The organism is Parageobacillus toebii NBRC 107807, assembly GCF_003688615.2.
GTDB classification, from domain to species: Bacteria; Bacillota; Bacilli; order Bacillales; family Anoxybacillaceae; genus Parageobacillus_B; species Parageobacillus_B toebii.
Genome location: NZ_CP049703.1, coordinates 495584 through 517308 on the forward strand (window position 1 = coordinate 495584; position 21725 = coordinate 517308).

Consider the following 21725-nt stretch of genomic DNA (forward strand, 5'->3'; position numbering starts at 1 on the left):
CTTCACCTGATTTCTTTTATTCTACTTTTGGGATTTGTATTTTCTGTTCTTTTCCATTTAAGACAAAATAGCCAAACCCTGGGTCCACTTCTGGTTCATGTCGCGTAAATGGCAATGCAAACAAGCTTTGTTCCGATTTTTTCATGACGAGGATCGCTTGACGAATTTGTTTCAGTTCGGTTGTCAGCGCATCAAAGCCCTTCGTAAATTCATTCGCGTTTCCTGCGACAATGACACTAAATCCAAGATGGCTGTAGCGCTTCATCATCATCGCGATTCGCTCGTGAATTTTACTATCGGCTGACTGCTGAAGCCGGGCAAGACTATCCGCGACAAAAACAACCGGTGAAAAGTCTTGGAAATGAACATCCGCTTTCCCAATTGCCGCTAAATACTCTTCCTCTCTCTTTTGCAATATTCCGTTTGCCTCATCAAGCCAATCGTGCATTTGTTCTTTTGTTTCTATATAGGTGACGTTTTCTTTATTAGCGTATAAAGCAAGGCCGCGGTCAACTCCATCCAACAGCCCGATTCCTGCCGTTGGCTGAGAAAGCAATGATTCTAATATCACTTTGATCGCATTCGTCTTCCCTTTTCGCGACTGCCCTACTACAAGACAATGCGGGTTGGTTTGTATATGAAGAGAAACCGGACGAACCGTCTCTTCATCAAGACCAATCGGAATCAAGCCAGGCTGCGGCTGAACCACATACGTTTTCGCAAAGACGGCAAACGGCAATCGCGATGGAAGCATCGGAATAGGCTTTGGCTTATGCATGCCTTTATATTTTTCTTTCAGCCTTGCGATCTCTTCCTTCACGTTTTCAAGCACCGCGATATCATCTTCCCCATCAGCCGGAAGATAAATTTGCGTTAAGACCGCTTGCTCTTTTTTTACCAGCGCTCTTCCCGGAATCGGCTCGACCTCGTACGGAGTTCGCCCAATGATGGAAAATCGTTCCGAACTGTCAAGGAAATAATGAACGATTTTTGTTTTTAAATTGTTCATGAGCGAAGGACGGACCCCGCTGATTCTTGTTGCCGTTATCATCAAAAATATTCCAAGCGATTGCCCGTCTCGAGCATATTGAATAAGCTGTGTTTCAAAATCGGGCATTTCCTCTTTGACAAGATCAAAGTTGTCAATCGTGATAAAAATGATCGGAAGCTTTTCTTCAGAAAGCGTGTTATACAATTTAATGGTACTTACTTCTTTTTCTATAAACCGTTGTTTCCTCCGCTCTATTTCCTCTTTCATGAGCTTGATGAATTTTTCTATTTTCTTTTCATCGTCAAATCGGAAATAATCAGCCGTATGCGGTAATTGCCGCAGCGGCAGCAATGCGCTGTTTCCGAAATCGAAAATGTAATAATGAAGCTGTTCTGGACTATAGACGGACGCAAAGCTCATTAACAATGTCATCGCCGTTGTCGATTTCCCATACCCTGCAGAACCAAAAATGCCGATATTTCCGTCTTCAAGCCATTGATATAAGTAGTCCGATTGCCGCTGCAACTCAGGTTCGTCTTTTAGACCAATCGGAAAATACGCGGTATCCCGCTCTAGCAAAGCAGGGCGATGCAAGCGCGAAGATAGCGGCGGCAGCCATGGACTCGGCAGTTTTTCGATCCCGAGTTGCTGCTGCGTTTTGATAATTTCTTGAACAACCATTTCAATTTCTGTTTTTTGTTTTTTCTTGTTTTTCTTCATTTTCGCATCAATATTCGAAACAGGGACAAGCCCTAAGTCTGTGACAATATAAATATCATCTTCTGATTCAAATCCTTCTTCCATATACGGCGCACCGCTCCACGCCGATTGAAATAACTCATATACTTCATTATTTCCGACTTGAAGATACGCTCGTCCCGTTACCGTAATGGTAGCCGCGTCTCCGTTTTTCAATATTTCCTTGCTGTCGCTGGCATCTTGCACTTTCAAGCTGATGCGAAAGCGGGCATTGCTCCAAATTTGCTCGTCGATGACTCCTCTTGGCTTTTGTGTGGCTAAAATAAGATGGACTCCTAAGCTGCGGCCAATCCGCGCCGCGCTCACCAATTCGCGAATAAAGTCCGGTTCTTCGCTTTTTAACTCAGCGAATTCATCAGCGATTAAGAATAGGTGCGGAAGAGGCTCTTTTGCCTTTCCTTGTTTATATAGCTCCATATAGTCATTGATGTGATTTACTTCATAACGGTCAAACAAGCGCTGCCGCTTTTTCAGCTCACTATTAATCGAAGCCAACGCGCGCGCGCTGAAGTTTTTGCTGCCATGAATGTTAGTAATCGTGCCCAATAAATGTGGAATGTTTTTAAACGGCTGCGCCATGCCGCCTCCCTTATAGTCAATGAGCAAAAACGCAACTTCATGCGGGTGAAAATGCACCGCCAGTGACAAAATATACGTTTGCAGCAGTTCACTTTTCCCTGATCCTGTCGTTCCGGCGACAAGCCCATGCGGACCGTGCGCTTTTTCATGCAAGTTCAGCTCTACGACATCTTTTTTGCCTTTTAGTCCAATCGGAACGGCCAACGAGCGCGAAGGCTGATGAATCGCCCAATTTTCCTTGATGTTTATCTCTTCCGCTTTCTTCACTTGAAGTAATTCGAGAAACGTTACTTTTTCTGGAATAGAATTATGCATTCCCCTTTGATGATCTAAAGAGCACAATAGGCGTGCGAACCGCTCGTTTCCCTCCCGGACATGTTCATCGAGCGTAAACGGAATATGCGCTGCTTTCCGGTGTTGGATCAAAATTTCCCCTTCCCGCTCATTAATGTATCGCACAAGCGTATGAATGTTTTCTGTTAAACTTTCCTTCGTATCTGAAGCAAAAATTACAGAAATCCCGACTTCTTCGTTTTTTTCCTCCAAATATTCCAAAATAACATGTTCCGCAATTAAAGAGCGGTTGGCGACGATAAACACGAAATGCGGGGAAAACCGTTTTTTCTCTTTTTCTTCGTCCAGGTCGCGCTCCCGCAACATCTCGTAAATCGACGACAACAATTGGTCGCGTGTCTGTTCGTTATAAATAAATCCTTTCGCGAAAGAATTAGGCAGTTGAAAATGCGGGAGCCACTTCATCCATTCCCAATCCTTATAATCCTTTTCATCAAAGATGGCAACAAACCGTACATCGTGGTAACTATGGAAAAAGGCGATTTGCCCTACAAGCTGCTGAATTTCGTGATTAACAATCGCAGATTTCCCAACCATTCCCATTGCCCCGCTTGACAAATCAATCGTAAGTGGTACATTTTTTACCGTTTGATAAACTTGCGCCATCTGTTGAGCCTGTTCTAATAAATCATCAATTTCCCGATTGGCCAAATCCCCCATACTCACCGACACTTCATAGGTAGACGGAACATCCGCTTTTCCAATACGAAGATGAAGGAAATCGTCACTTTCCATCGTTCGTTCCCAAATGCGGTCGCTAATTTGCAACGCGAGTGATTTCATCTTTTCAAATGATGGAAAATGATAATATAGCACGTTTCTTTGTTTCTCGGATAGCGCGTGAAGCTCTTCCCGCTTTTGTTTCAAGTAATTCGTATAAATGCGCCGTCTCTTCTCTTTCCGTGCTTTGCGATTCTTTCTCTCCCGAAAATATTGCACGGTCGATGTCACTAATGTTGTCGCAAACATCACGATCGAAATGAGAATAAAGATGCCCCGAGGTTGAATTAAAGCAATCACTCCCATAACTAGAAGCATCATCAACGGCGGTAAAATCATCAGCCATAAACCACGCTGATCCCCGTCTCCTTCTTGGCTTGGAAACGAAATCGCAACCTTTTCGCTCGGCAGTTCATAAATCATGCGCGGCGTCCGGTGATAAACGGGATATTTTTTTTTCATTTCCGAAACCGGCAGCGCTGTTTCCGTCAGTGAAGATGTTATCTCTTGGCCGCTTGCGACCGCTAATAAATCATCCTCTAAAAAGACAAATTGTGCATACGGACATAGGATCATGTCTCCATTTTGCAAAGGAGCAACATGGGATATTTTCGTTCCATTGAGAAACAGCGGTGATTCATGGTTCGGAACAACGAACCATTCTCCCTGTTGCTTGACAAACGATACCCTCGCCGTTTTGGTTTGAATGTCTGCCTGCGGGTCAGGCGCTACCATTAGTTCGATTTTATTGCCAACGTAATAAATGTGTTGTTTTATTTCTTTGTCCATCCACACGACCGTAATCGTTTGTCCATCGTCATTTACCGTAAAGGGAGCACACGGCTTCAGCTCCCCAATTGGTTTATCTCCTTGAAGCATCGTCATGACGAAAGCATCTGTTTGTTTTCTTATTTCTATATATCCGTTACGAAATAAAAAAGATGGGATGGTGACATGATGCTCCAGTTTATTTCCAATAAAAATGCTATCCTCTTGCCCTGTCAGCGGAAATAGCTGGCAAGTATTCTCATAAAAAATCCATAATTGACTCATATAATCCTCTCCTATGATGCTCGTTGCTGCGCTTTCTTCCATTTATTTTTTCGTTTCCGCGTTGTTTGGCTGCGTGCTATTAGATGACGGTGCGTTTGGCTGTTGGTTTGGCGTTGTTGAAGCTGGAGGATTGGTTGACGGCTGTTGCGCCGGAGGTTGTTGCTGGCTTGTCTCCTCTTGCTGCTCTTCTTTCAATTGCTTTTCCTGCTCCTCCCGTTCTTTCTCATATTCTTTTATCTCTCTATCAATCTCTTCTAATTTTTGCTTCTTTTCCTCTCCGGACAACTCTTCGTCCGCCTTAATCTCTTCACGATATTTTAATAAGCCGTACACAATCAGCTCCCGATCTTCCATCGCCCTCGCCAATTCAAGCGCGTCTTCGCTTCTTCCCCGGCCGATATAAATCCAATACAGCAAATACTGCGGATCTGTTTTCAACGTAATATTATTTAATACCACTCTTCGCTGCTCTTCATTAAGCGACTCCGTCATTACGTAGGAAGAAGCCAGTTCATATTGCACTACATACGGCATTTTTTCTGGAGGGTAATTTTCCAATGTCGTAATCACATCGCTATATTTATTCTGTAAAAACAGCTCTGCACTTTGGACATATGCTTCTTGTTTTGGCTTCCAAAAAATGAACGAATAAAACGTATAAATCATAGCAGGAATTAACAAACCAATTGTCGAAAAGAAAATATATCGCTGCACGTTCCATTTTCGTTTCGGAATATATACAGACGCTCGTTCTTTCGCTTCTTCCTCATCCATCCATCGTTCTAAAACAGACAGAATCGCTTCTAGGTGTTCTGCTTGCAATATTCCCTTGGCGATATCAGAACATTTTAATGTTTCATAAAATTTCATATATTCTTCAAAACGGTGTTGCCCGTCTGTCAGCGCCAGCACTGTCGCTTTTACTTCCTGAAGGAGACGCGCTTCATCCGGCTCATATGGCGGCAGGCTCTCTTTTATTCCGACATGAAGGAAGAAAGGTTCCAACCCATGATCAAACACAAGGTTTTCCGGGCATACAATAAGGATAAAACGGCGAAGAGAGTGGTTTTTCACTTTTATGACGAGTTGATATGCCGCTCTCAGCCGGGAAAGCAACGATTTTTTTCGTACAGCTGAAAAAGGAAAAAACGATGCGGGTGGAGTGATGGCGATTTTCACTTCATCCTCGGACACGTCAATATCCCGCGATAAATAAGGATCGATTTCCTTTATAATCTGTAATTCTAGCGGATGCTGCATTCTTAATTTCGCGCGTTGAAAGACAATCGCATAATGTTTATCTTTGGTCATTACGGCATCGATTTGCGCTTCCAAATAAGTTTTTTTCTCTTCCATATAAAGTAGGACTCCTTTTCTCATTCTCGATGGCTACAATATGATGATGCGGTCTCCATTTGTAATTCCGCTGTCCTTTAATGTAAAATGGCCCGGGCAGACCATTTGTTTATTGTCTACCCGCACCCAGTAGCCTTCTCTTGGCGGCACCGATATGTTTTTTAGCTGCCAAACAATATCGATGAGTTTTTTGATTGAATAAAAATTGGACAGACGAAGATCAAATACATCCTCTGTATAATGCCGAAGATCGATGGTAACTTGAATGTACATGATGATAAGCCTCCAATATAGAAAAAAGCGCCATAATCTTTCTCAAGATTTGTAGCGCTTTTTTCAAACGTGTCACTCTTTATCCACGAATTTGGCTGGCGATTTGCTGATCTGTTTCTTCCAAAATCGTAGCGGAATTGTGCAATTGTTGCGCGATTTCGTTTAGTAGTACAGCCATTTTTTCAAACGCTGGACGCAACTCGTGGTACTGCTGGATGAATGCTTCACTGGAAGCACCTTCCCAAATTCCTTGCAGCATATTGCTCATTTGATCCAATCTTGAAACCAATTCCGTGACATTAGAGCTTTCCGTATTATATTGTCTTGCGACTCCTCGCAACTCTTCCGGCGTTAAACGAATAACTCCTGACATATTCTCTCCCCCTATACCCATATTTTCCCTTATATTTTAGCGAAAGGGAAAATCACCGGTCAACAAAATATAGGAATTTATATAAAAATAAGGATATTATACCAATTTTTAAGTAAATAAACTTATTTTTCTATGTCTTTTTTCTTAATAACACCAATAAAGAACAAAGGATAGTAGGCAAAAAGAATCGTGATTATCTACTTATCTTTTGATTTTCCTGTCATTGCGCATCCTCCTATCATAACCTACCATATAACGCCAGTAAGCCATTGCCGGGCGCATCCCTCCCCATTTATATCCATACATAGCCTTTTCTTTCCTGCCACTGCAGAGTAACAAATCATTCCATTTTGATAAATTAGAACTAAGGACTTTTATCCTTTATCTTAAAGATAGTCACATTATTCTGCACGACTTTCTTTTGAAACGGAACAAAATTCCATAAAAAAAGTATGGCGCATCTCCGTTTTGCCATACTTTCACTTTCCCGCTTATTTTTGCGCTTTAAATTGTTTCAAGCGCTGAATCCACTCGTCCCTTGTTTTATCAGGCATAGCATCTCCTAATTTTGTGTATCGTACAAGATATAAATCATCTCCTTGAGCAAACAAACGAGCTACTTCATGTTGATCATCTTGTACCTTCGCATCTTTCACAATGAATTCGTAAATTTCTTCTTGATCTGCTGATTCAAATGTATGGAAGGTGATGTGGCCATTTGTCGCTTTGGTCAACGATTGCTTATACGCCTCCAGCCAGGTTTTCAGCCCAACTGTCGAATTCATTTTTTCTAAACGATGTATCGTGTATAGCTCTGTCCAGTTTTCTACACTTTCGCCCTCCAACACAAACTCCCAAATATATTCCCCGTTAGCTGAATTAAAGTAGTCAAGCACCCATTTTCGATCATCAAACTTTAAATCCATTTTTTCTATTTGGTTCTTTCCATCTTGTACATCTGTCTCCAGCGGATTACCATTCTCATCTAAAAAAACAGTCTTTGTCATTATCGTGTTGTATATTTTCCATTTCCCATTTTCGGGGCGCAACACATGATATCCGGTTATTTCGTTATTTTGAAACGCAGGTCCTTCGATTTTTATTGTTTTTTGTATAAACTTCACTTTTGCTTCTTTCTCCGATTTTTCCATCACTTCAACATTGGATATCTCTGTTTTTAATTTATACGCTTTGCTGATTTCCTCGAACAGTTTTTTGCTTTGTTCATAAAGAGGAGACTGTGTATGGATGGTTTCCATATATTTGTCTACATTTCCCTCATCAAACGCTTTGAAATTATCGTTAATAACAGCGATTAATTCTTTGTCGGACGGGATTTTTGCTTGTGTTTTGCTTTCTTTCTCCGGTTTTTTACTTCCTGTTTCCTCATGGGTGCATCCGAATAATACTAGGCTTATAAGCATCATGATGGAAACCAAAACGGTTCGGTATGTTTTCATGGTCTCTTCTCCTTTCTGTTCTTAAAGGTGCCATCTCATGCACGCCTTCTTCCTTTTCCCCCTCGAAACTGCGCCATTCATTTTCCCACGTATATGCATATTACCTTTTCTGTTCTCGAATAATGACATCATAATACAAGGTGATATCTTGTGCTCTCATCTCATTAATCATGTCTGTGTATAGCGAAGCGACGTATCTCATGTCATCCCTAAACGTATAATTAATCGATAGGTTATTTTTTTGATACTGTTTTATCGCTTCATTGGTTTTGTCGATGATTTGCCCCCTGCCATATTTCATTTCATGATGAATCAAATGAACCAATTCCGCATCCAATTCACTCATTCTATTTAATTGTTGAATAAACGTGTTCGCTTTATACGTAAAATCCTGCTCTGGACCAAAATGATAGAGCATATTCAGTTGTCCCATACAGAATATCTCCCCTTATCAATACCGCAAATCAAATATTTTGGACACATTTTGGTCCTGCTCAAAAAACTCCTCAAACGATTTTTTAATAGTTTCAATGAGTTCTTTTCCTCTAGAAATTTCATGTCCATAATACGAAAACATCGCTTCTTCAAAGATATACGGAATCCTCGGATCCAACGGGGGAATAGACTCATGAACATCAATGCGGCGTAACACATATACTTGTTCGGCATCGTAGGTAAAATGTCCCAGTAAATGCTGATAGGCCCACGGGTTTTGTTCCATGTCCTCGATTTTCTTCATCAGTTCTCGTTTTTGTATTTCAAAATCCTCTACATATTCATCGAAATAACGCTGCTTCATCTTATGCAATACCGCTTCTTTTTCTTCCATAATTTGCAGTCCCTTTTGATATATTCTTACGGCGGAGGAAAGATTCATCCGGATTTCGTGTTCTCCCACCTTCTTGATTAAAATCAAATTTCCATACTCATCATACGCTCTGCCTTTGGAACGGGCGAGAGCATTGATGACATCCTTCAAGGAATGGGCATTCACGCTCGTGGTGATAGCATTTTGAAGATTCTTCGTATTTTCTTGGATGATTTGAAAATGTTTGACAATGTCCGATACCTTATCCGAAATCTGGGATAACTCCTCAATCAATACCATAATCACAGTAAGATTAAAAAACAGCTCATGTAACGATGTGACATCAGTCAATTGCTTAATCACAACAAAAAGGGCATGAAGCCGTTGTTTAATCCATGCGACATCTTTTTCAATTTCCTTGACTTCTCTCAACACTGTGTTCTTTTCCTCCACCGTCATGTAACCTAATTGCACGAATACACTCAATATCGGGTCCAAATTTTTATATAGTATTCCGATGTGCTCGAGCAGCACCGGAATCTTCTCACTCATTTCATCATACATATGACGGATTTTAGAAAGAATTTCACCGAATTCACCGAACATATGCATGAGTTTAGAAAAAACTTCTCCTGTATTCATCACATAGTCTATGGCATCATAGCCCTGAAGCAACTCAATATAGCCTTGAAGCGACTCAAGCGACTCAATAAGGGAGAGATCAACGCCCGTCATCGCCTGAACGACCCCATCAAATCCTTTTTCATTGTAAACATCTGAATATTGCGATAAATACATTTGAATTGCTTTTACATCTTTATCGGATATTTTCGCAATCAAATCTTTGATACTAGTAAAATCCTTGTTCGTATCAATGACCTGACGGCTTCCGATATCAATGAATCCCCGCACCCCGCTCACCGCATACAACAGATCCTCTTCGGCGGTTAGATGATGAATCGAACGCTCGTCGATTTGCTTTTTATAGTATTCTTCCGCAAAGGCCTTGAGCTCGGAAGGGGGGAGGTAGTAGATTTCTTCATAATGTTCAGGATTTAAATTAAATTTTTTTACTAATTGACCCCAGAAATATGGATCAATCGTTGCTAATTGATAAAAACTGGGTGGTGCATCGTTAATGACATATACTTTTTCATATCTCTGTTTTGTGATTTGTATTGTCTCGTTTAAATTTCCGCCCAGTGAATGTCCCAGTCCAATTTTTTTTAGTTTAATATGACTGCCATTATTTCTAAGTTTTTCATTAATTTTTTTGGTCACTAACTTATCAAATAGGATTGCGTCTCTATATTGGTTTTTATTTTGGCCCACAAAAATTCCAAAGACATTGTAAGTCCAATCAAGAGGCTTCCAAGTGTCTTTTTCCGGCGTTTCGCTTCCCCTCGTAATGGTATACTCTTGATTGATTCCCTTTTCCTCGTCATAAAAATGAATCACTGTGCCATCAAAACCGGAATCGACATCGTTTAAATTCTTAAAATCATCAGAACGGTAAATGGTAATATTTGCAGGTGGCTCTTTTCCCGTCTCTTCGATATAAATTCTTTTGATTTCTCTTTTGATTTCGTCAATGGTAAGATTTTGATATTCTACATTCATAATCCGCGCACGCAATATATCCGTATTTAGCACTTCTTCATTTGACACAAATTCTTCCGCCCCCTCCATCAATACTGAAATTTAATCGATTTCATAAGCATTTTTGCCCGTTCTTCTTCTTTTTTTACATCTATGCTACATTTCTGATTTGCGTCCTTACAAGTGACTGCATATATAAATTGAACTGCTTGATGACTGCGTTTTGACTTTACATAACTGAAAAAGTAATAAATAATATCACTATTATTATTGGAAATATATTGTTCATTCTTACCAAAGTAAATCGTTTTGTCATTTAGTTCAAGCTTCGCATATTTTCCATTATAGTGAACATCATCAGATAGCAGACTGATGTTTACATCAATGTCTTCTGTTATTTTTCTATTTTCATATATCATTCTAATATAGTTAGATATATTTTCTTCCCCCCTTCCACCTCCAAAATGCAAGGCTTCAAAATATTTACCATGCTTTTCATAAAACATGCGGTCCATTTTTGCATTTTTCGGATACAGCATCGTATATCCGCCGGTTTTCGATTTGAATAAGTAATACCCTTCTTTCACTTCTTTCGGCGAAACCATAAATTCCCGAGTAAACTCGTCTTGAAACGCCACCGTGTCCGGCAACTTCTCCGGCTGAGCCTTCGAATCCATCTCACACCCCCCAATCAATATCAATGTCAATAGCAGCAAGTTTCTCCATCTCTTAAGCAAAGGACGCTCTCCTTTCCCAATTATCTCCATTCTCTCTATACGTATCATATGATCACGGTGTGATCAATAAAAAATGTTATTATATCCAAATTCAAGAAAAAAGAACTATAGCTTTAAGAGGAAATGTAGGCGACTTATGACTTTAGACCTTATTGATGAATCTGAGAAATGAAAAGAAAATGGGGGCTTGTCTTGCATGTCCTTTGAGGGGATTTTTGAAAGAGGTACCTGACATACACTTGGTCAAATCGATGTGCAGTGAGTTGGATCATTTGGACATGGTTCCCGCCCTGCGAATGGCCCAGTCCGATTTTTTTCAGTTCGATTGTTTGACCGTTCCGCTTTAACTCTTCGGTAATGATTTGCGTCACTTTCCGATCAAATTCCAATGCCTCTCTATATTGACTTCTGCTTTGTCCGACAAAAATTCCTAAAGCATTGTACGCCCAATCCAGTGGCTTCCATGTATCTTTTTCTTGTTTTTCGCTCCCTCGTGCAATGGTATACATTTGATTGATTCTTTTTTCTTTATCATAAAAATGAATAATCGTACCGTCAAAACCGGAATCGTTGATGTTTATATTTTTAAAGTCTTGCGAATGATAAACATGGATTTGGGCAGGGGGATTATTTCCTGTTTCTTCAATGTAGATGCGCCTGATTTCCTCTTCGTTCAAATGTTTGTATTCCAAATCCATCACTCTTGCCCGCAAGAGATCTGTATCCAAAACCAACTTCTGAGACATGACCCTTCCACCTCCATATCCCTCAATCGTGAAATTCGATGGATTTCATTAACATTTTCGCAAGTTCTTCTTCTTTATTTACATCAATTTGGCAACTTTGGGTAGCGTCATCGCATTTGACTCCATATATAAATAGGACTCCTTGGTGGCTATGATTAGATTTAACAAAACCAAAAAAGAGATGTTCAATATTCTTTTTGTTATCAACAGAAATATCATTTTCTTTCTTCGCAAAATAAATAGTCTTTTCATCAGATTCTATCTTCGTATATTTACCATCGTAATCTGCATAAGCACCTGAAGATAATAAAAATAAATTTATATCAATATCATTCATTATGGGTTTGTTTTCGTAAATAAGATCCACAGTGTACAAAATATTTTCATGCTCTCTCACCCCTGCAATAACCGAGGATTCAAAATACTTGTCATGCTTTTCATAAAACCCATTGTTTATTTTCGCGTCTTTCGGAAACCACATCGTAAAGCCGCCGGTTCTCGATCGAAACAAGTAGTAGCCTTCCTTTACTTCTTTCGGAGACACCATAAACTTCCGAGTAAACTTGTCTTGAAACGCCACTGTGTCCGGCAACTTCTCCGGTTGAGCCTTCGAATCCATCTCACACCCTCCCATCAATACCAATGTCAATAGCAGCAAGTTTCTCCATCTCTTAAGCAAAGGACGCTCTCCTTTCCCAATTATCTCCATTCTCTTTATACGTATCATATGGTGATCGATTGTTCAATAAAAAATGTTATTATATCTAAATTTAGGAAAATCAAACTATAAGAAAGTATGTATAAAGATGATATCTTCACTTGCAGAACTAGCAAAAAGAGGTGACACCTCTCTTTATTTCAAAATCATAAATAAAAAAGCATGGGTGGAACCCATGTTTTCAGACTATTGAAGAATATCTTTCAATCCATTCCATCACCGCATCCGGAACTGGCTGTAGTTTCGGGTGTGGTCTGCCTAACAAATATCCTTGACCGAAATGAACGCCAAGCCGTCTCACTATTTCCAGCTCCTCGAAAGTCTCGATTCCTTCCGCAATAATTTGGCAATCGATTTTCTGCGCAAACACTGCCAACGTCTCCAACAAAATTTCTTTAATCTTGTCGCGGTCTATATGATAAATAATCGAACGGTCAATTTTAATGTAATCGGGGCGCAATTCGGCAATTGCTTGTAAAGAAGAATAGCCCGCTCCCGCATCGTCAATCGCAATTCGGTATCCCTGTTTTCGATAGTGGTCTAACGCTTTCGTGAAAGAGGTGTAATCATCAATGGACTGGCGTTCGGTAATTTCAAACACAATGTTTTGTGGTGTCAAATTCATCTTTTCGAGGAACGCCAAGGTTTGTCCTGGAGTAAATTGCGGGTCGTGAATCACATTTGCATTGAGATTGATGAATAATTTCCAGTTAGAATCGTTTGGTAAAAATCCCTCAATTGCCCGTTGCCGAGCCACTTTTTCCAATGCATACAGCTGGTTTTCTTTTTCCGCAAATTCCCACAGGCGATTCGGCGTCGCAAAATAACTCGCCTGCGGACCGCGCGCTAACGCTTCATATCCATAGATGCTTCCAGTAGAAAGAGAGACAATCGGTTGATAATGAGCCGTAATCTTGTGCCAAGCAAGTATATCTCGAAATTCCATCTGCAAACGTCTGAATTCAGCGTCCGTTTTGCTTCTCGCTTCGTGAATCGCTTCTTTGATCGCATCATACAGCAAGTTTTCGGCTGTTCGTCCTGTACTAGGATCCAGCACCGCCGTTCCAGTATAAAGTTCAATCGAATCACCAGACAATTCCATCGATTCGTTCAATTGCTTTCCAAAGATGGTACGGATCTCATGTGCTAGGCGAAGCAAAACCGTTTTCACCCAATTCGCATCTCCCTGCTCCGTACGGACAAACAACAATACATCGTCTCCAAACATTCGGTGAGTCAACAGTCCGAATGAACCAGCCATTTCTGCTTCTATGATCAATTGTTTCCACACTTGGAGCAGCTTTCGACAAGCGATTTGCCCATGTTTTTTCTCCATCTCCCCAAAACGTTTTATATCTAAGTAAATCAGTCCTATAGGATACTTGTTTAAATGTTTAGCAATTTTCTCCGTGAGATTTTCGCTATTCAAACTGTCAGCAAGCAGTATAATGGAAGCGAGCTAATCCGCCATCCTTTGGACTCCTTTCAATAAAAAACAACAAACTCCGTATGATGTTCAACATTATACCATAGCTCATACCGGCGAATTTTAAACATTTTGTAAATATTTGTCGAGTTTTTTGTTAAAGAGTGTGGAAAGCTGTTTATCGCCTATCAACGAAACTTATCAGGCATTAAGAACGTATTTATATAAAAATATAAGTTCCTATTTTTGGAGGTGACACAATGTATCTTGCAATTATTATTTGCAGTATTGTTAGTTTATTTATGATTCTAATGGGATATTTAATTTGGGCAAAGAAGAAACTATTTCTCATAGCAGGTTACAATGAGGAAACTTTTGTAGGGAATAAAGAAAAATTAGCAAGAACAATGGGCATATTTTCTATATGCACTGGAATACTTAGCTTCATTCTTCCATTCGCTCTTGAGTATATTGGTTCATTTACAGGGTATATATTTGCAATAATCATCGTGTTGGGGACTATTGTAACGGGGATTTATGTAAATATGCTTAATAGAAAGTGAAAAGAGGGAATCGTTATCTTATTTAAACGATTCCTTTGTTAATGAAATTAATTATAGAACGTATTGCAAAACGTATAACGAATGCATAAATGCACACACAAAAAATTATGAAAAAAGCCGGCATCATGCCGGCTCCTTGATTATCTATATACTCTAACTTTTACGGTTCTGACGCCCCATTGGATAGCTTTTGCTTTTGTAGGCATGAATACGTCAATTTTGTTTCCTTTGATTCCGACTCCTTTATCCGCTGCAACCGCATAGCCGTAACCTTCCACATAAACCTTTGAACCTAGTGGAATTACCTTCGGATCAACGGCAATTGCTTTAATCGAAGGGTTTTTCTTTAAATTTAAGCCTGTAGCTGTTATTCCGCTGCAGCCTTTGCAGTTTACTGTATAAGCATATGCTTTAACGGTGAGTGTTTTGTACGCTGCTGTTTTGGCTGCTGCCTTTTTTACCGTAGTTTTAGCAGGCGCTTTGGTTGCCGTTCCTGAAATCTTTAAAACCTGTTTTGGTCTGATCAAATCGCTTTTAAGGTTATTCCAGCTCTTTAGCTGGCTGACAGTCACTTTATACTTTTTAGCTATGCCCCAAAGAGTATCACCACTTTTTACCTGATATGTGCCGGCTGCCGATGCAGCTCCTGAAAATCCGAACGCTAGAAAGATTGATGAAGTAATATATAATAGTAGCTTTTTCAAGATACTACTCCCTCCTTGCTTAAATTCGTAACAATAGAATACTTGCTTGGATTCGTACTAGGATTCGTAACAGTATAATATCAATAAAATATAACAATTATGTTTCATAGAGTTAGTAATTATGTTACAAAACGAAGACATAATTGTATCATCTTGTTCTTTCATATAAAAAAGGTGCACTTTATATCAAGTGCACCCGAACAATTGACATAGAACCAATGAAAAAACGGACTTGCCGATAATGGCAAGTCCGTTGATTTATTTTTGAGCGTATGATTATGTAATGGAGACGGTGGGAGTCGAACCCACGTCCAGAGATATCGCCACTTAAGCATCTACGAGCGTAGTCGGTATATTTCGGTTTCGCTGCATCTTCCGCCTACCGACAGGCCTCCGAGCAGCTAGCCTGATTGTTCTCTTCCCTCGTCCTCAGGCGGCGGACTCGGGCGTAGCCCACTCGTTATGAGCCCCTGCACCACCACGTGGGCGATGGCGGGAGGAGCTAGCTGCGTTTAATTAGGCAGCTAAAGCGTAGTTTTCTTTGCCAGTTATCTTTAAGTGACGTTTTTTACGAGGACGATCCCCTCGGCTCGCAGCTTAAGCGCGACCTATCCCTGTCGAATCCGTATCGTCCCCGTGATGGAGAAGCGATAACGATAAGCTTAAGCTTTGGATAACTGGCCTTTGCATTATTGATTATAACATAATGCATTTAGTTTTCAATGATGAAGTTTTGGAATCATATTTTTTGCCGCTTGTGTTATTCATTATAACATAATGCACTTAATTTTCAATTGTAAAGTTTTGGAATTATAATTTTTGCCGTTCGCGAAAAGCACGTTCGATTTCCCGTTGTGCTTCTCTTCGTTTCATATCTTCGCGTTTGTCATATTTTTTCTTTCCTTTGCCGACACCTAACAACACTTTGGCAAAACCGTTTTTAATATATAGCTTTAACGGAACGAGCGTATAGCCTTGTTCTTTTGTGTAACCAATCAGCTTATTAATTTCACGGCGATGAAGAAGAAGCTTTCTTGTCCGCAATGGGTCATGGTTATAACGGTTCCCTTGTTCATACGGACTAATATGCATATTATGAAGAAATACTTCCCCTTTTTCGACCTTCGCAAATGAATCCTTTAAATTAACTTTTCCAGCGCGAATCGATTTAATTTCCGTTCCTTGCAGGACAATCCCCGCTTCATACGTTTCTTCGATAAAATAATCGTGATGCGCTTTTTTGTTTTGGGCAATCAGTTTCCCTTCACCTTTTGGCATACGACGTCCTTCCTCCTCATATCGTGCAACTATGATTTTAACAAAAAACGTGAAGAAGGAAAAGTCTCTTGCTATCGAGACTTTTCCTTATCGTTTTTTCTTTTTCTTCTTTTTTGCTTTTAGCTGTGGAACGTCTTCGTAAAATTTCTTTGATTTTTTCGCTTTTCCATTTTGTTTATTTGTTTTTTTCCGCTTTTTCCCTTCAATAACGACAGGTGCACTTTTTGCCTCTTTAGGACGGCGGCCTTTCATGCCGACAATTTCAAAGTCGACGATCCGCTCATCTTTGTTCACGTTAATGACACGCACGGTAATCTCATCGCCGATGCGGTACACTTTTCCGGTTCGCTCACCGATCATGGCGTAATGCCGTTCATCATAGCGATAATAGTCGTCCGTTAAGTAGCTGACATGAACAAGCCCTTCGATCGTGTTCGGGAGTTCGACAAAAAGGCCGAAGTTCGTAACCGAGCTAATAATTCCGTCAAACTCCATGCCGATTTTATCTTCCATAAACTCTGTTTTCTTCAAATCATCCGTTTCCCGCTCGGCTTCCACAGCGCGGCGCTCCATATCGGATGCGTGTTCAGCGATGTCTGGAAGCTTTTCGGCCCATTTTCGTTGGGTTTGTTCATCCATTTGCCCATTAATTAAGTACGTGCGAATGAGACGGTGCACAATTAAGTCTGGATAACGGCGGATCGGAGATGTAAAATGCGTATAAAAATCGGTCGATAATCCGTAGTGACCGAGACTTTCCGCGTCATAGCGCGCCTGCTTCATCGAGCGAAGCATCACCGTCGATATGACCATTTCTTCCGGCTCGCCGCGAACCGCTTCTAAAATTTCCTGGAGCGCGCGCGGATGAATTTGGTTTCCTGTCCCTTTGACGACGTAGCCAAAGTTTGTAATAAATTCGAGAAAACGCTGCAGCTTTTCTGGTTTTGGATCTTCGTGAACACGATAAATAAACGGAACGTTTAACCAATGAAAATGTTCAGCGACCGTTTCGTTCGCCACCAGCATAAATTCTTCAATAAGCCGCTCCGCCACCGATCGTTCACGAAGCACGACATCATAAGGTTTTCCATTCTCATCCACAAGCACTTTTGCTTCTTTAAAGTCGAAATCAATTGCACCGCGCTTCATCCGTTTATTGCGCAAAATTTCCGCAAGCTCTGCCATCAATTCAAACATTGGCACAAGCGGTTCGTATTTTTTTCTTAGTTCCTCGTCTTTATCAACGAGAATTTTGTTCACATCCGAATACGTCATCCGCTCTGTCGTACGAATGACGCTTTGAAAAATTTCATGGCTGACGACTTCGCCGCGTTCGTTAATTTCCATTTCACATGAAAGTGTTAAGCGGTCGACTTTCGGATTTAAGGAACAAATGCCGTTCGATAAACGATGCGGAATCATCGGAATGACGCGATCCACCAAATAAACGCTTGTCCCTCGTTCGTATGCTTCGCGGTCAATTGGCGAGCCTTCTTCCACATAGTAGCTGACATCGGCAATGTGGACGCCAAGCTTGTAATTCCCGTTCTCAAGCTTGGTGACCGTTACAGCGTCGTCTAAGTCTTTCGCGTCTTCTCCGTCGATCGTGACAATCATTTGATCGCGCAAATCGCGGCGGCCTTGCAAATCTTTTTCCGAAATCGTATCGGAAATGCTATTGGCGTGTTCGATGACTTCATCTGGAAATTGCAAAGGAAGGCCGTGTTTATGAATAATCGCTAAAATATCAACACCTGGGTCGTTTTTATGTCCGAGAATTTTAATAACTTCTCCTTCGGCGCTCATTCGTCCTTGCGGGTACGATGTCAACCGCACAACCACTTTATGTCCTTCCACAGCGCCGTTAGCGGCATGTTTCGGAATAAAAATGTCATTGACAATTTTTTTATCATCCGGAATGACAAATCCGAAATACTTGCTTTCCGTATAAGTTCCGACCACTTCGGTGACACCGCGTTCTAAAATCCGTACAACCGTTCCTTCCCTGCGGGCGCCTGACGATTCGGAATGCACACGCACTAATACGGTATCGCCATGCATCGCGTTTTTCATCTCGGAAGGCGGGATGAAAATATCGTCGAGCGACGGATCTTCCGGCACAACGAAAGCAAACCCTTTTGCGTGTCCGGACACTTTTCCGCGCACTAAGTTCATTTTTTCCGGCACACCGTAGCGATTGCTTCTCGTACGCACAACAAGCCCTTGTTCTTCCATAGCGACAAGCGCCTTTACAAATTCCTTAAACTCGGCCGCATCGGTAATACCGAACGCTTCTTCCAACTCTTGAACAGTAAGAGGCTTGTACGCCTCGTCTCGCATAAACGTTAAAATTCGATCGACTAATGATTGATCCATCATTTTCCCTCCTTTCAATATGATTACCAATCTAACGACTCTAAAAACTCAAAAATATCTTCATGCAGCTGTTCTTTTTCTTTATCTAGCGTAATGACATGGCCCGATTCTTCATACCATTTGATTTTTTTCACTGGTGATTCAATACCGTTATAAATAATATTGGCACTATCAGGGTTAATCATTTCATCGTGGCGCGCTTGCACGACAAATGTCGGCGCATAAATTAAATCGATATGGTTGCGTACATCCGCAATCAGCTCTTGCAGCGCCTTTAACGTTTTCATCGGCGTCTTTTTAAACTCTTCCATTTCTTTTTCAATTTGTTCTGGTGTTTTTCCTTCCCGTTTTTTATATTCGCGCGCATACTTTAGCACACCTTGATACATGGTTTCTTCGCTTTTAATATACATCGGCGCGCACATTGGAATAATTCCTACTACAGGTACAGTGTAGCCTAATTTAAGGGAAAATACGCCGCCAAGCGATAATCCAGCGACTGCGATTTTTTCGTATCCTTTATTTTTTAAAAAATTCATAAGCGTTCATGACATCTTGCCACCAGTCATCCGGTCCGGTATGTACAAGCTCTTCTGGCGGCACCCCATGGCCTTTATAAATTGGCGCATGACATGTGTATCCCTTTGATTCCAAAAAGCGGCCCAACATTCTGACATCTGACGAGTTTCCAGTAAAACCATGGAGCAATAAAACCGCACGTTCTCCTGCTTCAAAGAAAAATGGCTTTGGTGGGACGATCTTCATGATGCACAACTCCTTTCTTTTTATGAAAAACAGAAAAGGCAGCCCGAGTAAATGGTTGGACCGCCCCCATTGTTTTCATCATTAAAGTTGCATATACGTCACCGCAATCGATAATACAAAAAACAACACTGCCAGCACAACCGTAATGCGCTGCAATACCGCGTCCAATCCGCGCGCTTTTTGCTTTCCAAACAGCTGCTCCGCACCGCCTGTAATCGCGCCGGAAAGTCCTGCGCTTCTTCCCGATTGCAACAAAACGATCACGATAAGTCCAATCGAAACAATGACTAACAATGTGACAAGCAATGTATGCATGTCCACTCCTCCTTAAAAAACGCACATTGCAATATTTAAAATATATCATAAATTTTTTATTACTACAATAGTGAGTATGGAAATATACAATAAATCAAGAAGTCGCTTTAACGAGTTAATTTCTCATCTGCAGTTATCTTCCTGGTTGTAGGAATGTTACTTTTAAGTGGAGTAGAAAAAATGTTTCGTTTGGATAAAATAACGTACATGCTGTGTTATTAGTTTCATTATTGCTCACAAATAAAATATTGGCATAGACCAAAAGAAGAGAAAAGACATGTATTATAAGCATAAAATCGATTCTTACGTCTATTTGTCAAAACATCGAACTATGGTTGATTTTCTTATATCATTGCTCTTTACTATTTGAACAAAAATACTAGCGTTGCATCATTATTTATTATGCAGCGCTAGTGATTTATTACGCAATTTATTCAATTGATGACCAAAAAGTCATAAAAACCATTTTGGTTGTATGCCCTCTCCTTCTATGCAGGAGATACAACCCGTAATTTATCTAAAAGCCGTTAGAAAACCAACTTAAAATTACATCTCTATCCCTTTCCTTACTACCTGAACTAATTCTTTCATTTTTAATTTACCCCTATAGTTCGTAACGCTATTAACGTAAATGATGCTGACCAGACGATTCATGAAAAAAATGCTACATACAAGCAATAGTAATGTTAGACCGATTTCCCCATAACCAGCCTCTCCAACCATAATTCTTGAAAATGTTACAATCGGTGAAAAAACGGGTATATAGGAGCTAATCACTACGATATCGCTTGATGGATTAAATAAAGATTTCATTCCAATAAATAAAGCGCACATCACAAGAATAATAATTGGTAATAAACCTGAACTTAAATCTTCTGTACGACTCACGGTAGCACCTACTGCCGCATATAGCAGCGCATAAAGCAAAAAACCTAAAATGAAATAAATCAAAAATGATACAATAACAAATAGTGAAAGATTTTGCAAATTAATATTTAGACCAAATATAGAAAGACCGTCCGAGTCGAACCATCCTAACAAATAACTTGTACCGAATGCCAGCATAATAATAAAAAACTGAGTCAACCCTGCGAATAAAATCGCAAGAATCTTTGCGTACATCATATAAATTGGTTTTACTTTTGAAATAATTACCTCTATTACACGGGATGATTTTTCCGAAGCAATGGAGCTTGCTATCATTTGCCCAAAGGTTGCTATAAAAATATACATTAAAAAAACAAAACTATACACAATACCAAATGTTTCTCTCGTATCTTTTATAGCCTCTTTCTTTATTTTGACGTGTGTTAACAACTTGTTTACTATTTCTGGATCAGCCTTGCTTTCATCAATCACTTTCATTATATATGCTTGTTGAATTCTTTGAGAAACTGCAGCTATAAATTCAGAATCTTCATATGATTTATAAATATAGGTAATAGAAGGAGGAGTTTGCTTCTCTAAGAGGATAATTCCATCTAATTTACCGCTTTTCACATCTTTTTTTAATTTCGATAAAGAGTCTTCTCTTTCAAAATGCAGGTTGACTGACTTTAAGCCCTCATTTAGAGATTCAAGGTCCACTGAATACGGTACTTGTGAAGAAATAAAAGCAATATTTTTATCATCTTCCTTGTCTTTTGCAAATCGGTCAATACCAAATATCCCCATAATAATAAAGTAAATCACAATTGAAGAAATAACAGTGGATTTAGCAAATAACGTTTGAGTCAAATAAAATTTAAATACCGCTAAAAACTTATTCATTT

17 protein-coding genes, 1 other RNA gene and 1 pseudogene are annotated in these 21725 nt (G+C 40.1%); 1 reads left to right on the forward strand and 18 read right to left on the reverse strand.

Annotated features, from left to right (window positions below; genetic code table 11):
* Positions 1 to 16 precede the first annotated feature (16 nt).
* The 11 genes from essC to DER53_RS02695 form a co-directional block, all read right to left on the reverse strand.
* The gene (gene essC, locus DER53_RS02645) at positions 17 to 4456 is read right to left on the reverse strand and encodes a type VII secretion protein EssC (protein WP_062755761.1); all 4440 of its coding nucleotides are present in this window, start codon (positions 4454 to 4456) and stop codon (positions 17 to 19) included.
* Between the two features lie 42 nt (positions 4457 to 4498).
* Positions 4499 to 5812 carry a type VII secretion protein EssB gene (gene essB, locus DER53_RS02650; protein WP_062755741.1) on the reverse strand — a complete coding sequence of 438 codons (1314 nt, stop codon included), beginning with the start codon at positions 5810 to 5812 and terminating at the stop codon, positions 4499 to 4501.
* 33 nt (positions 5813 to 5845) lie between these two features.
* The gene (gene yukD, locus DER53_RS02655; protein WP_062755739.1) at positions 5846 to 6085 is read right to left on the reverse strand and encodes an ESX secretion system protein YukD; all 240 of its coding nucleotides are present in this window, start codon (positions 6083 to 6085) and stop codon (positions 5846 to 5848) included.
* Positions 6086 to 6164: 79 nt separating this feature from the next.
* Positions 6165 to 6458: a WXG100 family type VII secretion target gene (locus tag DER53_RS02660; RefSeq protein WP_062755737.1), complete on the reverse strand. Its 294-nt coding sequence runs from the start codon at positions 6456 to 6458 to the stop codon at positions 6165 to 6167.
* A 491-nt stretch (positions 6459 to 6949) separates the two neighbouring features.
* A complete protein-coding gene (locus DER53_RS02665; RefSeq protein WP_062755735.1) occupies positions 6950 to 7918 on the reverse strand; it encodes a hypothetical protein in 969 nt (322 codons plus the stop codon).
* A 100-nt stretch (positions 7919 to 8018) separates the two neighbouring features.
* Positions 8019 to 8351, reverse strand: coding sequence for a hypothetical protein (locus DER53_RS02670; RefSeq protein WP_062755734.1), 333 nt, complete (start codon positions 8349 to 8351; stop codon positions 8019 to 8021).
* A gap of 18 nt (positions 8352 to 8369) precedes the next feature.
* Positions 8370 to 10394 carry a DUF6792 domain-containing protein gene (locus DER53_RS02675; RefSeq protein ID WP_240345861.1) on the reverse strand — a complete coding sequence of 675 codons (2025 nt, stop codon included), beginning with the start codon at positions 10392 to 10394 and terminating at the stop codon, positions 8370 to 8372.
* Positions 10395 to 10414: 20 nt separating this feature from the next.
* Entirely contained in the window at positions 10415 to 11002 is a 588-nt protein-coding gene (locus tag DER53_RS02680; protein WP_062755730.1) for a hypothetical protein, read from the reverse strand.
* Between the two features lie 209 nt (positions 11003 to 11211).
* Complete coding sequence (locus tag DER53_RS17225; protein ID WP_244319623.1) at positions 11212 to 11739, reverse strand: DUF6792 domain-containing protein; 528 nt, start codon at positions 11737 to 11739, stop codon at positions 11212 to 11214.
* 91 nt (positions 11740 to 11830) lie between these two features.
* Entirely contained in the window at positions 11831 to 12427 is a 597-nt protein-coding gene (locus DER53_RS02690; RefSeq protein WP_062755759.1) for a hypothetical protein, read from the reverse strand.
* Positions 12428 to 12707: 280 nt separating this feature from the next.
* On the reverse strand, positions 12708 to 13862 hold the full coding sequence (locus DER53_RS02695) for an EAL domain-containing protein (RefSeq protein WP_240345859.1): 1155 nt from the start codon (positions 13860 to 13862) through the stop codon (positions 12708 to 12710).
* A 350-nt stretch (positions 13863 to 14212) separates the two neighbouring features.
* Here DER53_RS02695 and DER53_RS02700 point away from each other — a divergent pair, with 350 nt between their 5' ends.
* Positions 14213 to 14515, forward strand: a complete 303-nt coding sequence (locus tag DER53_RS02700; protein ID WP_174525706.1) for a DUF3784 domain-containing protein — start codon at positions 14213 to 14215, stop codon at positions 14513 to 14515.
* 140 nt (positions 14516 to 14655) lie between these two features.
* Here the strand turns inward: DER53_RS02700 and DER53_RS02705 are convergent, their stop codons facing one another.
* From DER53_RS02705 to DER53_RS02735, 7 genes and pseudogenes are all read right to left on the reverse strand, one after another.
* Entirely contained in the window at positions 14656 to 15219 is a 564-nt protein-coding gene (locus DER53_RS02705) for a 3D domain-containing protein (protein WP_041269738.1), read from the reverse strand.
* Positions 15220 to 15500: 281 nt separating this feature from the next.
* Positions 15501 to 15855, reverse strand: a transfer-messenger RNA (tmRNA) gene (ssrA, locus tag DER53_RS02710).
* Positions 15856 to 16029: 174 nt separating this feature from the next.
* Positions 16030 to 16497, reverse strand: a complete 468-nt coding sequence (gene smpB / locus DER53_RS02715) for an SsrA-binding protein SmpB (RefSeq protein WP_015865015.1) — start codon at positions 16495 to 16497, stop codon at positions 16030 to 16032.
* An 87-nt stretch (positions 16498 to 16584) separates the two neighbouring features.
* On the reverse strand, positions 16585 to 18873 hold the full coding sequence (gene rnr, locus DER53_RS02720; RefSeq protein ID WP_062755728.1) for a ribonuclease R: 2289 nt from the start codon (positions 18871 to 18873) through the stop codon (positions 16585 to 16587).
* A gap of 23 nt (positions 18874 to 18896) precedes the next feature.
* A pseudogene (locus DER53_RS02725) lies at positions 18897 to 19638 on the reverse strand (alpha/beta hydrolase).
* A gap of 81 nt (positions 19639 to 19719) precedes the next feature.
* On the reverse strand, positions 19720 to 19953 hold the full coding sequence (gene secG, locus DER53_RS02730) for a preprotein translocase subunit SecG (protein WP_015865018.1): 234 nt from the start codon (positions 19951 to 19953) through the stop codon (positions 19720 to 19722).
* A gap of 546 nt (positions 19954 to 20499) precedes the next feature.
* Positions 20500 to 21723: an ABC transporter permease gene (locus tag DER53_RS02735; protein ID WP_062755724.1), complete on the reverse strand. Its 1224-nt coding sequence runs from the start codon at positions 21721 to 21723 to the stop codon at positions 20500 to 20502.
* Positions 21724 to 21725 lie beyond the last annotated feature (2 nt).